We start from the raw sequence: 14994 nt of genomic DNA, 5'->3' as shown, positions 1-14994 counted from the left end.
AAACGTGTTGTTTACGTAACCGAGTGTAGGAGGAGCGCGCTGATACAGGTGCTACCGGAATGCGATAAAGGTAACGAGGCGTATCTTTTCTTTTTTCTTAAAACCCCGCCGCCAGCCCATCGCGACGGCTATCGCTGGCCGCCACATACCCACGCTCAGGATCGTTGCGGTCCAGTTTCCAGATGTACTGGCCCGAGCCGAAGTCCATATAAGGATCGTCGACGGATTTGATCGTGTGGCCCAGCCCTTCCAGAGCCTTCACCGTTTCGCCATCAAGCGTCGATTCAACATCGACGGTGAAATCGCGGTTGACCTTCCAGCGGGGGGCATCGCAGGCGGCTTGCGGTTGCTGGCCGTAGTCGAGCAAACGCACGATGGATTGCAAATGCCCTTGCGGCTGCATGTCGCCGCCCATTACGCCGAAGCTCATCACCGCCTCTTCCGTGCCGTTCACTTGCTGCGTGAGGAACGCCGGAATGATTGTGTGGAACGGCCGCTTGCCGCCTTCCACCACGTTCGCGGATTTCGGGTCCATCGAGAAACCAAACCCGCGGTTCTGCATCGCGATGCCCGAATCGGGCACGACTACACCTGAGCCAAAACCCATGTAGTTCGACTGGATGAAGCTCACCATCATGCCGCGTTCGTCAGCCACCGACATATAGATAGTCCCGCCCGCCGGCGGCATGCCGAAGTCGAAATGCTTCGCCTTGTTCGGATCGATAAGCTTGGCGCGTTCGGTGAGATACACGTCGTCGAGCATCTGCTCCGGCGTGACGTCCATGGAACGCGGATCGGCGACGTACTGATAGACATCGGCGAAAGCGAGCTTCATGGCTTCAATCTGCAAATGCTGCGACTCGATCTTGTCGACGGCCAGCGACTTCACATCGAATTTATCGAGGATACCGAGCGCGATCAGCGCGGCGATTCCCTGCCCGTTCGGCGGAATTTCATGCACCGTATATCCGCGATAATCCTTCGATATCGGCTCAACCCAGTCGGCCTTGTAATTACGCAGATCGGCGGCTGTCATCGCGCCGCCGCCCTGCTTCGAGAACGCCGCAATCTTCTGCGCGATCTCACCTTCGTAGTACGCACGCGGTCCATGTTCGGCCAGAGCACGCAGGGTCTTCGCGTGACCCGGGTAACGCATCAGCTCACTGACCTCGGGCGCACGGCCGCGCGGCATGAAGGTATCGGCGAAACCGGGCTGGTCTTTCAACTCCGGGATCGCCGCCGCCCACTTGTACGCGACGATGTTCGCCACCGCATGCCCGCGCTCGGCGATTTCAATAGCCGGTTCCATCAGATCGCCGAACGGCAGCGAGCCGAACTTCACGTGCAGCGCTTCCCATCCCGCGATCACGCCGGGCACAGTCACCGCGTCCCAACCGCGCTTGGGCTGGTTCGCCAGGCCACCTTGCTCGCCGTATTTGTTCTTGAAGTAATCGACATTCCAGGCCGCCGGGGACACGCCCGACGCGTTCAGCCCGTGCAGTTTTCTGCCATCCCAGACGAGCGCAAACGCATCGCCGCCGAGGCCGCACGAAACCGGCTCGACCAGCGTAATCACAGCTGCCGCGGCGATGGCCGCATCGATGGCGTTACCGCCTTTCCACAACATCCTCAAGCCGGCTTGCGCGGCGAGCGGATGTGAAGTGGAGACAATATTGCGCGCGAACACAGGCAAGCGCGGCGTGGGATACGGGTTCTGCCAGTTGAAGCGGGTCATGGGAAACTCGTCTCTTTGATTGAAGAAGATGTTGGGTTCAACGATGTTCAAAGCTCACGCGGATCGAGTGCGTCACGCAATCCATCGCCGAGCAGGTTGAAGCCGAGCACCGCCAGAAAGATGGCGATGCCCGGAAAGATCGACATCCACGGCGCCTGGCTCACGAAGTCCTTCGCAGTGTTGAGCATCGATCCCCACGATGGCGCAGGCGGCAATTGCCCGAGACCGAGGAACGACAGGCTGGCTTCCGCGATGATCGCCATGGCGACCGTGAGGCTGGCCTGCACGATGATCGGCGGCAGGACGTTCGGAAAAATATAACGGACGATGATGCGAAAGTGCCCAAGCCCGATGGCTCGCGCGCCTTCCACATAGTCTTCGGCCTTGACGCTGATCGCCTGGCCGCGCGTGAGGCGCACGAAGCGCGGCATCGCGGAGACGCCGATGGCGATCATCGCGTTGGTGAGGCTGGGCCCAAGGAACGCCGCGAGCGCGATGGCGAGGATCAGGAACGGGATGGAGAGCAAGGCATCGGTGAAGCGCGAGATGACACCATCGACGAGTTTGCCGAAGTAGCCCGCGAGCAAACCGAGCGGTACGCCGATCACCACAGCAATACCCACCGACACCACACCCGCCAGCAACGAAGCACGCGCGCCCCATAGCAAGCGCGTGAGCACGTCACGGCCGAGTTCATCGGTTCCAAACCAATGACTAGCCGATGGTGCCTGCCGTACCGTCATGAAGCTCGCTTGAATCGGATCGTAGGGCGAGAGCCAGGGCGCAAAGATAGCTACGAGCATCACCAGGAGAACGATCGCAGCGCCGGCTACAGCAGCGCGATTGCGCATGAAGCGGCCCAGTGCGCGATTGCGCTTGCGACGCGGCAAAACAGTTTCCACGATAGTCGCCATCAGCTTCTCCTCAGCCGCGGATTGAGCAGAATGTACAGAACATCGGCGAACAGATTCACCACGATAAAACCCACCGCCGTGACGAGCACCACACCTTGAACGACGGCGTAATCGCGATTGAAAACGGCATCGACTACCAGCTTGCCGAAGCCCGGAATCGTGAACACTTGCTCCGTCAGTACAGCGCCCGCGAGCAGTTCGCCGAACAGCAAGGCAAGCACCGTGACGATTGGAATCAGCGCGTTACGGAAACCGTGCTTGACCACGACAGCGCCTCGTAACAGCCCTTTCGCACGCGCTGTCCGAATGTAGTCGCTGCGCAGCACGCTCAGCATCGCACTACGGGTATGTCTCATCAACTGTGCGCCGAGCGCCGCGCCAAGCACGAACGCGGGCATCAGCATGGTCTTGATACTCAGCCAGAAGTCCTCGGTCGGCGACACATATCCCGACGATGGCAACAACTGCCATTTCACCGACACCAGAAAGATCAGGATGATCCCGAGCCAGAAGTTCGGGATCGACATACCGGTAAGCGCGAGCACATTAGCGCCGTAATCGAGCGCACGTCCCTTGTTCGCCGCCGATAAAACCCCCAGCGGCAAACCAATGCCGATCGCGAAGATCATCGCCATGACGGCGAGTTGCAGCGTCACCGGCAACTTCTGCGCGATGAGCTTCGTCACCGGCACATCGGTTCTCAGCGACGCGCCGAGATCCCCATGCAGGATGTCCCGCACCCAGAGCGCGTACTGCACGGGCACGGGTTCATCGAGGTGATATTTCAGCCGCAACGTAGCGATGAGCTGCGGGTTCTGGTCTTCGCCGGCCATCGCCAAAACCGGATCGCCGGGTAGCATTTTTTGCAGGCCGAAGATCATCATCGACACCAGGATCAGTGTCGGGATAGCAACGAGCGCGCGGTTGGCGATGATTCGCAACATAAGAGTGCTTGCTATCCCTTGATGCTCGCGCCGCGCAGACGAATCAAGCCGTCGGGATAGGGCGTGAAGCCCTGCACCTTCTTCGACATCGCGTACGGCCACGGTTGGGCGTAGAGGTAGATGATCGGGTCTTCATCGGCGAGGAGCTTTTGCGCGGCATCGTAGATCGGCTTGCGTTCGGCGACCGTCGGTTTCACGCGCGCGTCGTCCAGCAGCTTGTCCACGTCGGGATTGCAATAGCGCCCGTAGTTCAGGTTGCCCTTGCAGGTGACGAACTGATGCAGGTTGCCATCCGGGTCCGTACGGCCTGACCAGCCGAGATACAGCAATTCAAAGTCGCCTTTCGTTGATGCATTGAGCGCCGCGGCGTAATCGGTCGGACGCAGCTTCAGGTTGATGCCAGCTTCCGAGAGCATGGCTTGCAGCATCTGCGCCATCTGGTTCGACACCGTGTTGTTGCCGAAGGTCAGCTCCACATTGAGCTGCTCGAAACCTGCGGCCTTCAGCAAGGCCTTCGCCTTCGGGATATCGCGTTTGGTGGTCTTGATCGATGCGTCGAAGTACGGGCTGTTGGACGGTATCGCCTGGCCGATGGGCGCAAAGATCCCGCCGCCGATGACCTGGTTGATCGCATCGCGGTCAATGGCAAGTTCGAACGCCTGGCGCACGCGTTTGTCCTTGAATGCTTTCGGCGCGCGCGGTCCGTTCGAGACGTTGAAGGTCAAGTCGTAGAAACCGAGTCCGCTCATCGAAATGAAGTTGAGGTTCTTGTCGCTTTTCACCGATGCCACATCGGAAGGCGCGAGACGCTCCAGCATGTCGAGCGAACCCGAACGCAGGTTCGCGAGGCGCACGGTGCTGTCGGGAATCGGCTGGAAGATGACTTTCTGGATCGGGTATTTATCGGCGTCCCAGTAGCCCGCGAATTTCTGCAGCACCACGCGGTCGTTCTGCACACGCTCGACGAACTTGTACGGACCCGAGCAAACCGGATGCGTGGAAACTCCCGCGTCATCGGTGAGCGTTTTCGGCGCGAGCATCATGCCGGCGCGATCGGTGAGCGTCGCGAGCAACGCGGCGTCGGGCGCTTTTAAAACGATCGCGACGGTGTTGTCGTCGACCACGTCTACATGATCTATCGATGCCAGTTCGCTCTTGCGATTGCTCGCGGGCATCGAGCGCGAACGGTCGAGATTCGCCTTTACGGCGGCGGCGTTGAACGGCTCGTCGTCGTGGAATTTCACGCCCTGGCGCAGCTTGAACGTGAGTGTCTTGGTGTCGGCGCTCATGCTCCAGGAAGTGGCGAGCATGGGCACGATCTTCAGGTCCGGGCCGATATCCACCAGCGAATTGCACAGCGAACTGAACACAATCCGGTCGACCACCTGACTGCTGCGTGCCGGATCGAGCGTACCGATATCGTCCTGCAAGCCGATCCGGATAGTCGAGTTCGACTGAGCCATTACGGCGCTGGTACTAGCGACACTCGCGGCAAGCGCCGCGGCCAAGAGAATTTTTCGCATCTGAATTTCCCCGTTTTATCGTGTGTTCGATTGTTCTTGAATGCTGTTGTCGGCCCGTGTCTGGCGCTGCCGATACACCGCGAGCCGCTCGGTGAGCTTCGGGCTGACGACGGAAACCAGCGGCGCGCCGCCGCCCGCGTTTTGTATCTCGCGCCAGAAATGGCACGCAACGCGATGACCGTTTTCCAGGGTTTCACTCACCGGCTGCTCGTCGGCGCAACGCGCTTTTGCGTGCGGACAACGTGGATGAAAACGGCAGCCCGAAGGCGGCGCGGTCGGACTTGGCAGATCGCCCGTCAATGAAGGTTTGCTGCGGCGCTGTTGCGGGCTGCTCGCCGGAATCGCCTGCAATAACGCTTGCGTGTACGGATGCAAAGCTTGATCGAAGAGATCGTCTACGTCTGCCATCTCCACGATTTCGCCGAGATACATCACCGCCACGCGATCACTCATGTGGCGGATCACCGCAAGGTCATGCGCGATCATGATCAGCGTCAGGCCAAGCTCCTGCTTCAGCGACTCGAGCAGATTGATCACCTGGGCCTGCACGGAGACATCGAGCGCGGACACGGGTTCATCGCCAACAATCAGTTTCGGCTCGCCCGCCAACGCACGAGCAATGCCGATACGCTGCCGCTGCCCGCCCGAAAACTCATGCGGATATCGCTCGGCGTAACCTGGCTGCAACCCGACTGTGCGCAGCAGTTCGGCTACGCGTTCATTGCGTGCGCTGCCCTTCGCAAGACCATGCAGCGCAATCGGCTCGCCGATAATCTGCCCCACCGTCATCCCCGGATTCAGCGATGCAAACGGGTCCTGGAAAATGATCTGCATCTCGCGTCGCAGACGGCGCATGGGCTCGGTGCCAAGGTGCGTGATATCGCGGCCTTGATAGATCACGCGGCCTTCGGTGCTGTCGATAAGACGCAGCAGCAGACGTCCGAGCGTCGACTTGCCGCAACCGGATTCACCGACGATGGCGAAGGTCTCTCCCTGCTGCACGGAGAACGAGACGCCGTTTACTGCGTAGACGGTCGGCGCACGCGTGAACATGTTGCGCGTGCCGCCGAAGTGCTTGGTGAGTTCTTGCGCTTCAATAATGGGGTTCATGCGGCCGCCTCGCTCAAAGCGACCGATTCAACCGGCGCGACCCAACACGCCACCCGATGCGAGCCGTCGACTACTTTATCAGGCGGCACTTGATCGATACATCGCTGCTCGGCGAACGGACAACGCGGCGCGAACCTGCAACCTCTCGGCATCTGCTCCGGCGATGGCACCGAGCCACGAATAGTCGCCAACGCGCCCTCGCGCTTTCCCACCGATGGAATCGCGCCCATCAAACCGATGGTGTAAGGATGCTGCGGGTCATCGAAGATTTCATTCACCGAGCCATATTCCACGATGCGCCCCGCATACATCACCGCGACGTAATCGGCCACTTCGGCCACGACACCGAGGTCGTGCGTAATCAACACCATCGCCGTGCCGGTTTCGGCCTGCAGGCTGCGCACCAGCAATAAAACCTGCGCCTGGATGGTCACATCGAGTGCGGTGGTGGGTTCATCGGCGATCAGCAATTGCGGGCGATTGGCAAGCGCCATCGCGATCATCACGCGCTGGCGCATACCGCCCGACAACTCGTGCGGATACGCGTCCAGCCGTGTTTCCGGCGCGGGAATGCGCACGAGGCGCAGCATATCCAGCGCAGCCTTGCGCGCCGCCGCGCCCTTCAATCCACGATGCCTTTGCACACATTCCGCGATCTGATGCCCGACGGTGAACGCGGGATTGAGCGAGGTCATCGGCTCCTGGAAGATCATTGACATCCGGTTGCCGCGGATATCGGCGAGTTCGCGTTCGGTCAGCTTGAAGAGGTCGCGGCCATCGAACATCGCCTTTCCCGCGACGATATTCGCCGGCGGGCTCGGCAGCAAACCCATCATCGCCAGCGACGTGACGCTTTTGCCGCAACCCGATTCCCCGACGATGCACAGCGTTTCGCCCGCGTTCACGGAGAACGAGACGTCCTCGACGAGATTCGGGACGTGCGCGGCGTGTGAGAATTTCAGCGAGAAACCGCTGACTTCGAGTACGGGGTGCTTGGCAGGTTGATTCACCTGATCGGGGAGATCGGGCTGATTCACAGGCAGCTTGTTTAACGTCGACAAATTTCAATACTCCGCTGCGTGGCAAAACGGGCGGCGAGCCAGAGCCTTGATTCGGTTGCGGGCTGGTTGCGGCAAAACGGCGACTCGCGAGTCACGAAACTTTCATAAGTAATTATGTCGGTCAGAATGCATCAGGAAATATTAAACTTTCTTTTTGATGCTTAACTTTCTCTTGAATAACCGATGCCGACTATCCGAATGCTGAAGACGTTTCGAGCGGTTGCGCGGACCGGCTCGTTCGCAGCCGCCGCCGACAAGGTCGCGCTCACCCAGGCGGCTGTCAGCTTGCAGATGCGCGGGCTGGAGCAGGCGCTTGGCCGCCAGTTGTTTGACCGCAGCGCGCGCCAGATCGTGCTGAGCCGGCAGGGGCACGAGATCCGTCCGAAGGTCGAACAGATACTGGATTTGCTTGATGAACTGGAAGCCACGCCGGCCGGGTCGATGCAGGGGCCCGTGGCGATCGGCGCGGTGGTCTCGGTGATCGGCGCGCTCTCATTGGGCGTCGCCCGGCTAAAGACGGCGCACCCCGGGCTGGATGTGCGCTTGTTGTCGGCCCGCTCGGACGAGTTGACGGTCATGGTGGAGCAGGGAGAAGTGGATATTGCGGCGGTGGTGGCGCGCCCCGACCAGCCCTTGCCTGACACGCTCAAGTGGACGCCGCTGTACACGGAGCCGCTGATGCTTATTGTGAGCCGCGAGATTGCGGATACGGATCCGCGGCGGATTTTGGCGTCACACGGTTTTTTGCGTTTCGACCGGCGAGTGCGCACGGGCGTGGTCGTGGATCAGGCGCTGACAGCACTCGGGCTGGAGGTGAAGGAGTATCTGGAACTGAACTCCATCGAGACGATTGTGGCGCTGGTGAGGAAAAACGTGGGAGTGACGGTGCTGCCGCAGCTGCATCGCGCGGGGTGGCAGACGGATCCGTCGCTGCGGCTGATTTCGATTGCGCAGCCAGCAATGCTGCGGACGGTCGGGATGATCGAGAGGGCGTCGTATGGGCGCAGCGGGATCACTGCGGCAATTATCGATACGCTGCACGATTAGCTTGCACGCGCCTGACGAACGCAAAAACCCGCATCTCATTATTCACCGATCCCGAATAGTTATTTCAAAACTATCAGGACAATACTTCGATAGTACGGGTATACACTGCATTTCATCGACGCAGTGAGCAACAAAACCCAGCCACTGCGCCCCTTAAAACCCAAGCAAATCGGAGCGCATCATGAACAAGAATCTTATCGCCACATTGTTGATCGCCACTTCTGCTGCCTTGGCAGCCCCGGCATTCGCAAGCAGCGGCTACGGCCCGGCACCGTCGTACAACCCCATCGTCGGCGCACCGGCATCGCAACGTGGCCAAAGCGCACAAACCGTTGCTGCGGAAAACGCGCAAGCCAACGCGAACACAACGTCGTACGGCGGCGTGCAAGACACGCAATCGCAATCGGGCAGCCGTGTCCGCGCGAGCAACGAACTGTCGACCTACTCGCATAGATAATTCCGAGGCCGTACGGCCGGGAGCGATCGATCAACATCCGCTCTCGTCGTAACGCCAAAGAGTGCAAAAGCCGATGCCGGGAGAACGCAAGTTCTCCCGGCATCGGCTTTTTGTGTTTCTACGTGGTGACCCGTATCTACGATTCGAAATAAACCAGACTGATATCGATATCGATTTATTATCGATTTGGCCTATGTGGAATTTGCCTGTATTTTTCCATTACAGCGCGCTCCGGCCAAATCCCTTGATGCCGTACCGCGCGTCAATCGTAAAACAGCCTCCACAAGCCATGAGTTCTTCTCTAATCACCGTCTGCGTCGATGCCGTGCGCGACGAAGCCCCCGGCATCCGCTCCTACGCCATCTCGCGCGTCGACGGCGCGCCGCTCGACGCATACGAGCCGGGCGCTCACATCGATGTAACCAGTCCCTCCGGCGTCACGCGGCAATATTCGTTGTGTGGCGACCCGGATCTTAGAGAGCAGCATCTTTTTGCGGTCAAGCGCGAAGACGCATCGCGAGGAGGATCGAGTTCGTTGCACGACCATGTAGAGGCTGGCACGCATCTGACGATCGGGCCGCCGCGCAACCTGTTTCGCCTCAACGCAACGGCGACCGAACATATCCTGATCGCGGCCGGGATTGGCATTACGCCGCTGCTCAGCATGGCGTACCGGCTGGTTCGTCAGAACGCCTCGTTCAAGCTGCACTATTTCGTTCGCGACCACGCCAGCGCGGCATTCGTCCCGTTGCTCTCGCAGACGCCATTCGCCAATCATCTGGTGCTTCACTGCGGCGTTGAACCGGATCGAGTCGATGCCGAAGTCACGGGGTGTCTTGCGGGCGTGGAGCGCAGCGCCCACGTCTACACATGCGGCCCGGGCGCGTTCATGGACAGAGTGGTGAGCGTCGCAGAACGGCACATCCCAGCCGAATCAATACATCTCGAACGCTTCGCAGCCGATCCCGCTGCGAACGGCGCCGCGGCGCCCGTTCTCGATTCGTTCGAAGTGGAAGTCGTCAGCACGGGATCGAGAGTGCGGGTGAACAAGGGCATGTCGATAGTGGAAGCGCTTGCGTCCATCGACATCCTGATCGACACGTCATGTGGCGAAGGCATTTGCGGCACCTGCATGGTCGATGTCGTCAGCGGCGAGCCCGAGCATCGCGATCAATGTCTGAGCAAAGCGGAACGCGCGAGCGGCGCGGTCATTTGCTGCTGCGTCTCGCGCTCGCGGTCTCCGCTTCTGGTCCTCGACCTCTAGCGCCGTCCTACGGAAACTGATCGAAGGTCTGCACCCGCTCGCTCAGCAGTTCTCGAAGCCAGGTGTTGCCTTCGTCGTTGTCGAAGTTCTCGTGCCAATGCATCGTGACGGTCGCACCGGGCAGTTGCACCGGCAATTCGTAGACCCGGAAGCGCCCATCGCGGTTAAAGATCTGGGCAAGCCGGCGCGGCAGGGTTGCGTAGTAATCCGTGACAGCGAGCACGCTGGGCAATGCGACGAAGTGCGGCAATTCCAGCAGCGTATTGCGCCCGACACCCTGCGAGCGGAACGCGTCTTCCAGTGCGTGGTGACTGTGTTCGACCGACAATATTTGCACATGCGGCGCTTCGGTAAACGCGGCCAGGTCGATTTGCGCGCCGCTCGGCAACCCCCGGCGCTTGCGCGTCATGCAGACATAGGTCTCCTCGAATAACAACCGATGGCGCGTTCGCGCCGTGAGCTCAGGCAAATTGCCGATCGCGAAATCAAGCCGGCTTACCCGCAACGCTTCTTCAATCTCTTCCACGGGCGTGGGCTCGATACGCAGCTTGACGCGCGGTGCAAGCTTTTGCAACGCCGCGCAGATCGGCGGCAGATACGCCAATTCGCCCGCATCCGATAACGACAGCCTGAAGGTCCGCGTACTGATGCTCGGATCGAAGCGTTCCGCATAGCGCAGTGCTTCGCGCACCGTATCCAGCGCCCGCGCCACGATAGTGGCCAGTTCGAGCGCGATCGGTGTCGGCTGCATACCAACGCGCGTGCGGATAAAAAGCGGGTCGTCGAAGAGCGTGCGCAGCCGCCCGAGCGAGTAGCTGATCGCCGGCTGCGACAACGCCAGCCGCTGCCCCGCGCGTGTCAGGCTGCGTTCTTCGATGATCGCGTTGAAGACACGTAGCAGGTTGAGGTCGACGTGATCGATAGAGGTCATGATATTTGCCACATTGATGGACCTACCAATTTTAGATGAATTTGACCTATGGGCAATAGCGGCCGACACTTTGATTCATAACTAGCGTCACGGCCCTCCACCTTACTCAGGTCATCGATGAGCGATTTTCACAATACGGCCTGTCAGGCCATCGACACGAGTGCGCTCTACAAGCGCGCCGAAGCCGACCGCGTTTCGCCCTCGCTTTATAACGATCCTGCGATATTCGAAGCGGAGCTCGAACGCATCTTCTACAAGACGTGGATCTGGGTTGCACACGAAAGCGAACTTCCGAAACCGGGCGACTTCCGCACGACGACAATCGGGCGCCAACCGGTGATCGTTGTCCGCGACAAGACCGGTGAAATCAATGTGCTCGAGAACCGCTGCCGCCATCGGGGCGCCACCGTATGCGAGCAGCACAAGGGCAACGCGCGCGGCTTTACCTGTCCTTATCACAGCTGGTCGTACGCGCTCGACGGCGCACTGCGCGCGCTGCCTTATGGCGACGGTTATGAAGGTATCGTCGATAAAACCGAACTGCCGCTGAAGAGCCTGCGTGTCGGCGTCTATCAGGGGCTGATTTTCGCGAGCTTCGACCAGTCGATCGAACCGCTCGAGGATTTTCTCGGCGGAGCGAAACCGTGGATCGACCTGTTCATGAAACAGGGCGCGGGATATCCGGTCAAGGCGAACGGCGAACACAAGTTCAAGTTCAAGGGCAACTGGAAGATCCAGCTTGAAAACACGACCGACCTGTATCACTTCCCGGTCGTCCACAAGTCGTGGATGAAGACCATCGACGACGAAACCGCTGCCGCCATTACCAGCTTCATGACCAGCGACAAAGCGTTTTGCCGCTCACTTGGCAATGGCCATAGTCTTGCTGTCCTGGTGCCTGAGATCGTCGACCTGGATGAAGACAACGGCGCGCCGATTCCGGCGCGCTACGAGGCACTGGCCGAGTCTCTGGCGAAAGACTCCCCGCCCGATCAGGTGAGGCGAATCGTTCGCTCGCTGATGGGCGTCGGCTTCAATCTGAACCTGTTTCCCAACCTGGCCTTGTCGATGGCGTTTTTCCGCGTGCTGCGGCCCATTTCGGTCGAGGAAACCGAGATCCGTCATGTTGCACTCGGCATGGACGGCGGCCCGGAGGAAGCAAACCGGGCGCGCTTGCGCGTGCATGAACATTTCCAGGGCCCATTCGGTTTTGGCAGCCCCGACGACGCCGAAGCATGGGAGCGCGTGCAACGCGGCTCGCATGCCGGACCCGATGTACCGATCCTCGTCAATCGCGGATTGAACCGCGAAACCACGGCAGCGAACGGCGAAAAAACGGCGCATGCCACCGACGAAACCGGCATGCGCGCCGCCTACGCGAAATGGCGCGAGATGATGGAGCAGCAATAACATGGACGATACCAACGCCCTCTTCACGCACCCCGCGTTTGCGAAAGCCGTGCAGTTCATCTGGCGTGAAGCCGAACTTCTGGATCGAAAGGATTATCGCGCGTGGCTGGAACTGTGGTCGCCCAAAGGCTTCTACGTGGTTCCCATCGACCCGGCGGCGACCGACTTCGCATCAACACTGAACTACGTCTACGACGATCACCACATGCGAGCCTTACGCGTGCAACGGCTGAGCTCGGGTTATTCACCGTCCGTCACCGACGCCGCGCGCACGGTACGCACCGTGTCGCGCTTCACGATGACGAGCGACTCGGCGGACACGGTCGACGTACGCTCCGCGCAGGTGGTCGTGGCGTACAAGCGCGGTGTCGCCACGCTGTTTGCGGCGGACGTGGAGCATCGCATCAACCTGTCCGGCGATGAACCGCGCATCGAGCAGAAGGTCGTCAGGCTGATCGATTCCACCGACGCGCTCAGCGCGATCGGTTTCCTGCTCTAGTGCACTCCCGGGAGAAATCCACCATGGTGGACAACGTATCGTTGCCTCTGCGCGTACTGTTTTGCTGCGGCGTAACCCAGAATTTCTTCGACCTTCCGCGCGAGCAGATTAGCGCGGTCTGGCAGGCGTACGGCGTCATGTTGAAGAGTATCGAAGCCATGGAAGGGGTCAAGGTCCTCGGCATCATGGACGACGACCGGCTCGTCGTGGGTCAGGCCGACAGCGCGCCGTGGACCTTCTACATCATGGCCGATGTCGCGAGCTTCGACACAGCGGCAGCCGTCTGCAACCTGTACCGGACCACGCCCGTGGGCGAATACAACCTGTGGCGCTACGGCAAGATCGAAGCCCGCGTAGGCCGCGCACTGACCGTGCCGAACCCGACATGAACGAGCCGTCGAACCATGCGATGAACGAGATGCTGGCCGAGATGACAGCCCGGCTCGCCGTGCTCGAGGCTGAGCGCGCGGTACGCCGGACCATGACGCGATACATGGCGCTGTGCGACGTTCCATCGGGCGGCTTTCAGAACGAGACGCTTGCCGCGCTGTTCAGCGAAGACGCCGTGTGGCAAGGCATCGGCCCGCAGTACGCAGAAAAGTTCGGCGCGCTCACCGGACGCGAATCGATCGTCGCGATGCTTGCGCGCTATCTGCCGCCCACGCCGCATTTTCGCGTCAACACGCACTTCCTGACATCGGAAACAATCGACGTCGATGCCCGTGCGACGCAGGCCACGGGACGCTGGATCATGTTGCAGGCATCGGGCTATGTGACGGGCGGCGCCGAGTTGATATCCGCGAGACTTGAAGTGGATTTCGTGCCGGCTGCCGATGGCAAGAGCTGGCTCATCAGGCATTTCCGTACGCAGCGCCTGTTCGATGCACCCTGGCAGGTTCATCCCTCTCCCACCGGCGCCCCCGGCACCCTTCGGCAATGAACGAATTCATCAGCGAATTTACGCTTGGCGACGCCGACGGCCCGTCCATTGCGCTCAAGGACACCATTGACGTAGCGGGTTATCCGACAACGGCGGCAAGCCGCGCGCTGGCTGACGCACCGCCGGCGGAACGTCATGCGGAGGTGGTGGACCGCCTGCTCGCGCAGGGCTGGCGAGTGGTCGGCAAGACCAACATGCACGAGCTCGCGTTCGGCATGACCGGAATCAACGACTACACCGGCACACCCGATAATCCGCAAGATGAGACGCTCATTCCCGGCGGCTCGTCGAGCGGATCGGCGGCGGCGGTCGGGTTGCATCTGTCGAGTGCGGCGCTCGGCACCGACACCGGCGGCTCCGTGCGCGGTCCGGCGGCGTGCTGCGGCGTGATCGGCATGAAGCCGACGTTCGGGCGTGTGTCGCGACGCGGCGTCGCGCCCGCACGGACCACGCTCGATTGCGTCGGACCGTTTGCGCGCGAGATGCTGACGCTGATCGACGTGATGGCGGCTATCGCTCCCGGTTTCGATGAAGGCGTGGCGAACACGTTGCCATCTTCGCTCAGGATCGGCGTGGTGTCCGTCGATGCAACCCGCGAGATCAGTGACGCCGTGACAACCGCGCCATCGCTCGCAGGCTTCGCATCGCGAAGTATCGAATTGCTCAACCTGCGCGCCGCTTTCGATGCCGGGCTGACCGTGATCAACGCCGAAACGTGGGCAGCGTTCGGGCATCTGCTTGAGACCGGCAAGCTCGGCGCGGATCTTGACGCGCGCCTGCGCGCTGCGTCGAAGACGACAGAGGCAGACTTGGCCGTCGCGGAATCGGTGCGCACGCGCTTCACCGCCGAGGTCGATCATGCGTTGCAAAGCGTCGATGCCATCGTGCTGCCGACGCTGCCCGCGCTGCCGATCACACTCGAGGCGGCGAGGAACGGCACGCCGGTGATTGCCATGTCATCGTTGATCCGGCCGTTCAATCTCAGCGGTCATCCAGCGCTCAGCCTGCCGCTGCCGATAGCCGGTTCGCCTCTGCGTGCAGGGTTGCAGATCGTCGGGCGCAAGGGTGCGGACGAACTCGTGTGTGCCATCGCTGCGTGCTTCGAGGCTCGTTTTGAAGTTTGTTTTGAAGGCGCGCTCGCTCAATGATCGGAGGCAGC

At 60.8% G+C, this 14994-nt stretch carries 15 protein-coding genes; 8 read left to right on the top strand and 7 right to left on the bottom strand.

Features of this window, described 5'->3' with window-relative positions:
- Positions 1 to 97 precede the first annotated feature (97 nt).
- The 6 genes from M0D69_RS10085 to M0D69_RS10060 are packed head-to-tail and all read right to left on the bottom strand — an operon-like array spanning position 98 to position 7188.
- Positions 98 to 1735, bottom strand: coding sequence for a gamma-glutamyltransferase family protein (locus tag M0D69_RS10085; protein WP_301781882.1), 1638 nt, complete (start codon positions 1733 to 1735; stop codon positions 98 to 100).
- Positions 1736 to 1782: 47 nt separating this feature from the next.
- Positions 1783 to 2649: an ABC transporter permease gene (locus tag M0D69_RS10080; RefSeq protein ID WP_301781881.1), complete on the bottom strand. Its 867-nt coding sequence runs from the start codon at positions 2647 to 2649 to the stop codon at positions 1783 to 1785.
- Positions 2649 to 3593, bottom strand: a complete 945-nt coding sequence (locus M0D69_RS10075) for an ABC transporter permease (RefSeq protein WP_301781880.1) — start codon at positions 3591 to 3593, stop codon at positions 2649 to 2651. Before M0D69_RS10075 ends, M0D69_RS10080 begins: the two co-directional genes overlap by 1 nt.
- A gap of 11 nt (positions 3594 to 3604) precedes the next feature.
- Positions 3605 to 5116, bottom strand: coding sequence for an ABC transporter substrate-binding protein (locus M0D69_RS10070; protein WP_301781879.1), 1512 nt, complete (start codon positions 5114 to 5116; stop codon positions 3605 to 3607).
- Positions 5117 to 5131: 15 nt separating this feature from the next.
- Positions 5132 to 6226, bottom strand: a complete 1095-nt coding sequence (locus tag M0D69_RS10065; protein ID WP_301781878.1) for an ABC transporter ATP-binding protein — start codon at positions 6224 to 6226, stop codon at positions 5132 to 5134.
- Positions 6223 to 7188 (bottom strand): ABC transporter ATP-binding protein, encoded by a 966-nt coding sequence (locus tag M0D69_RS10060; RefSeq protein WP_301781925.1) that lies wholly within the window; start codon positions 7186 to 7188, stop codon positions 6223 to 6225. The genes M0D69_RS10065 and M0D69_RS10060 overlap by 4 nt, the downstream gene beginning before the upstream one ends.
- A gap of 282 nt (positions 7189 to 7470) precedes the next feature.
- On the opposite strand from M0D69_RS10060, the gene M0D69_RS10055 reads away from it, so the two are divergent.
- The 3 genes from M0D69_RS10055 to M0D69_RS10045 all read left to right on the top strand — a co-directional run bounded on the left by M0D69_RS10055 (position 7471) and on the right by M0D69_RS10045 (position 10055).
- Positions 7471 to 8334, top strand: coding sequence for a LysR substrate-binding domain-containing protein (locus M0D69_RS10055; RefSeq protein WP_301781877.1), 864 nt, complete (start codon positions 7471 to 7473; stop codon positions 8332 to 8334).
- A 181-nt stretch (positions 8335 to 8515) separates the two neighbouring features.
- Positions 8516 to 8791 (top strand): hypothetical protein, encoded by a 276-nt coding sequence (locus M0D69_RS10050; RefSeq protein WP_301781876.1) that lies wholly within the window; start codon positions 8516 to 8518, stop codon positions 8789 to 8791.
- Between the two features lie 289 nt (positions 8792 to 9080).
- Positions 9081 to 10055: a PDR/VanB family oxidoreductase gene (locus tag M0D69_RS10045; protein ID WP_301781875.1), complete on the top strand. Its 975-nt coding sequence runs from the start codon at positions 9081 to 9083 to the stop codon at positions 10053 to 10055.
- A 7-nt stretch (positions 10056 to 10062) separates the two neighbouring features.
- On the opposite strand, the gene M0D69_RS10040 is transcribed toward M0D69_RS10045, so the two are convergent.
- Positions 10063 to 10986 (bottom strand): LysR family transcriptional regulator, encoded by a 924-nt coding sequence (locus M0D69_RS10040; protein WP_301781874.1) that lies wholly within the window; start codon positions 10984 to 10986, stop codon positions 10063 to 10065.
- A 117-nt stretch (positions 10987 to 11103) separates the two neighbouring features.
- Here M0D69_RS10040 and M0D69_RS10035 point away from each other — a divergent pair, with 117 nt between their 5' ends.
- Genes M0D69_RS10035 through M0D69_RS10015 form a run of 5 tightly spaced genes read left to right on the top strand, consistent with a single transcriptional unit; the run spans position 11104 to position 14983 of the window.
- Positions 11104 to 12396 (top strand): aromatic ring-hydroxylating dioxygenase subunit alpha, encoded by a 1293-nt coding sequence (locus tag M0D69_RS10035; RefSeq protein ID WP_301781873.1) that lies wholly within the window; start codon positions 11104 to 11106, stop codon positions 12394 to 12396.
- A gap of 1 nt (position 12397) precedes the next feature.
- Entirely contained in the window at positions 12398 to 12895 is a 498-nt protein-coding gene (locus M0D69_RS10030) for an aromatic-ring-hydroxylating dioxygenase subunit beta (protein WP_301781872.1), read from the top strand.
- 23 nt (positions 12896 to 12918) lie between these two features.
- A complete protein-coding gene (locus tag M0D69_RS10025) occupies positions 12919 to 13284 on the top strand; it encodes a hypothetical protein (protein WP_122175455.1) in 366 nt (121 codons plus the stop codon).
- Positions 13281 to 13835, top strand: coding sequence for a nuclear transport factor 2 family protein (locus M0D69_RS10020; RefSeq protein ID WP_301781871.1), 555 nt, complete (start codon positions 13281 to 13283; stop codon positions 13833 to 13835). The genes M0D69_RS10025 and M0D69_RS10020 overlap by 4 nt, the downstream gene beginning before the upstream one ends.
- Positions 13832 to 14983 carry an amidase gene (locus tag M0D69_RS10015; protein ID WP_301781870.1) on the top strand — a complete coding sequence of 384 codons (1152 nt, stop codon included), beginning with the start codon at positions 13832 to 13834 and terminating at the stop codon, positions 14981 to 14983. The genes M0D69_RS10020 and M0D69_RS10015 overlap by 4 nt, the downstream gene beginning before the upstream one ends.
- The last annotated feature ends 11 nt before the right edge of the window (positions 14984 to 14994 follow it).

The sequence above is a fragment of the Caballeronia sp. SEWSISQ10-4 2 genome (genome assembly GCF_030464885.1).
In the GTDB taxonomy this organism is placed as follows: domain Bacteria; phylum Pseudomonadota; class Gammaproteobacteria; order Burkholderiales; family Burkholderiaceae; genus Caballeronia.
This window is presented reverse-complemented; position numbering and strand designations above follow the sequence as displayed.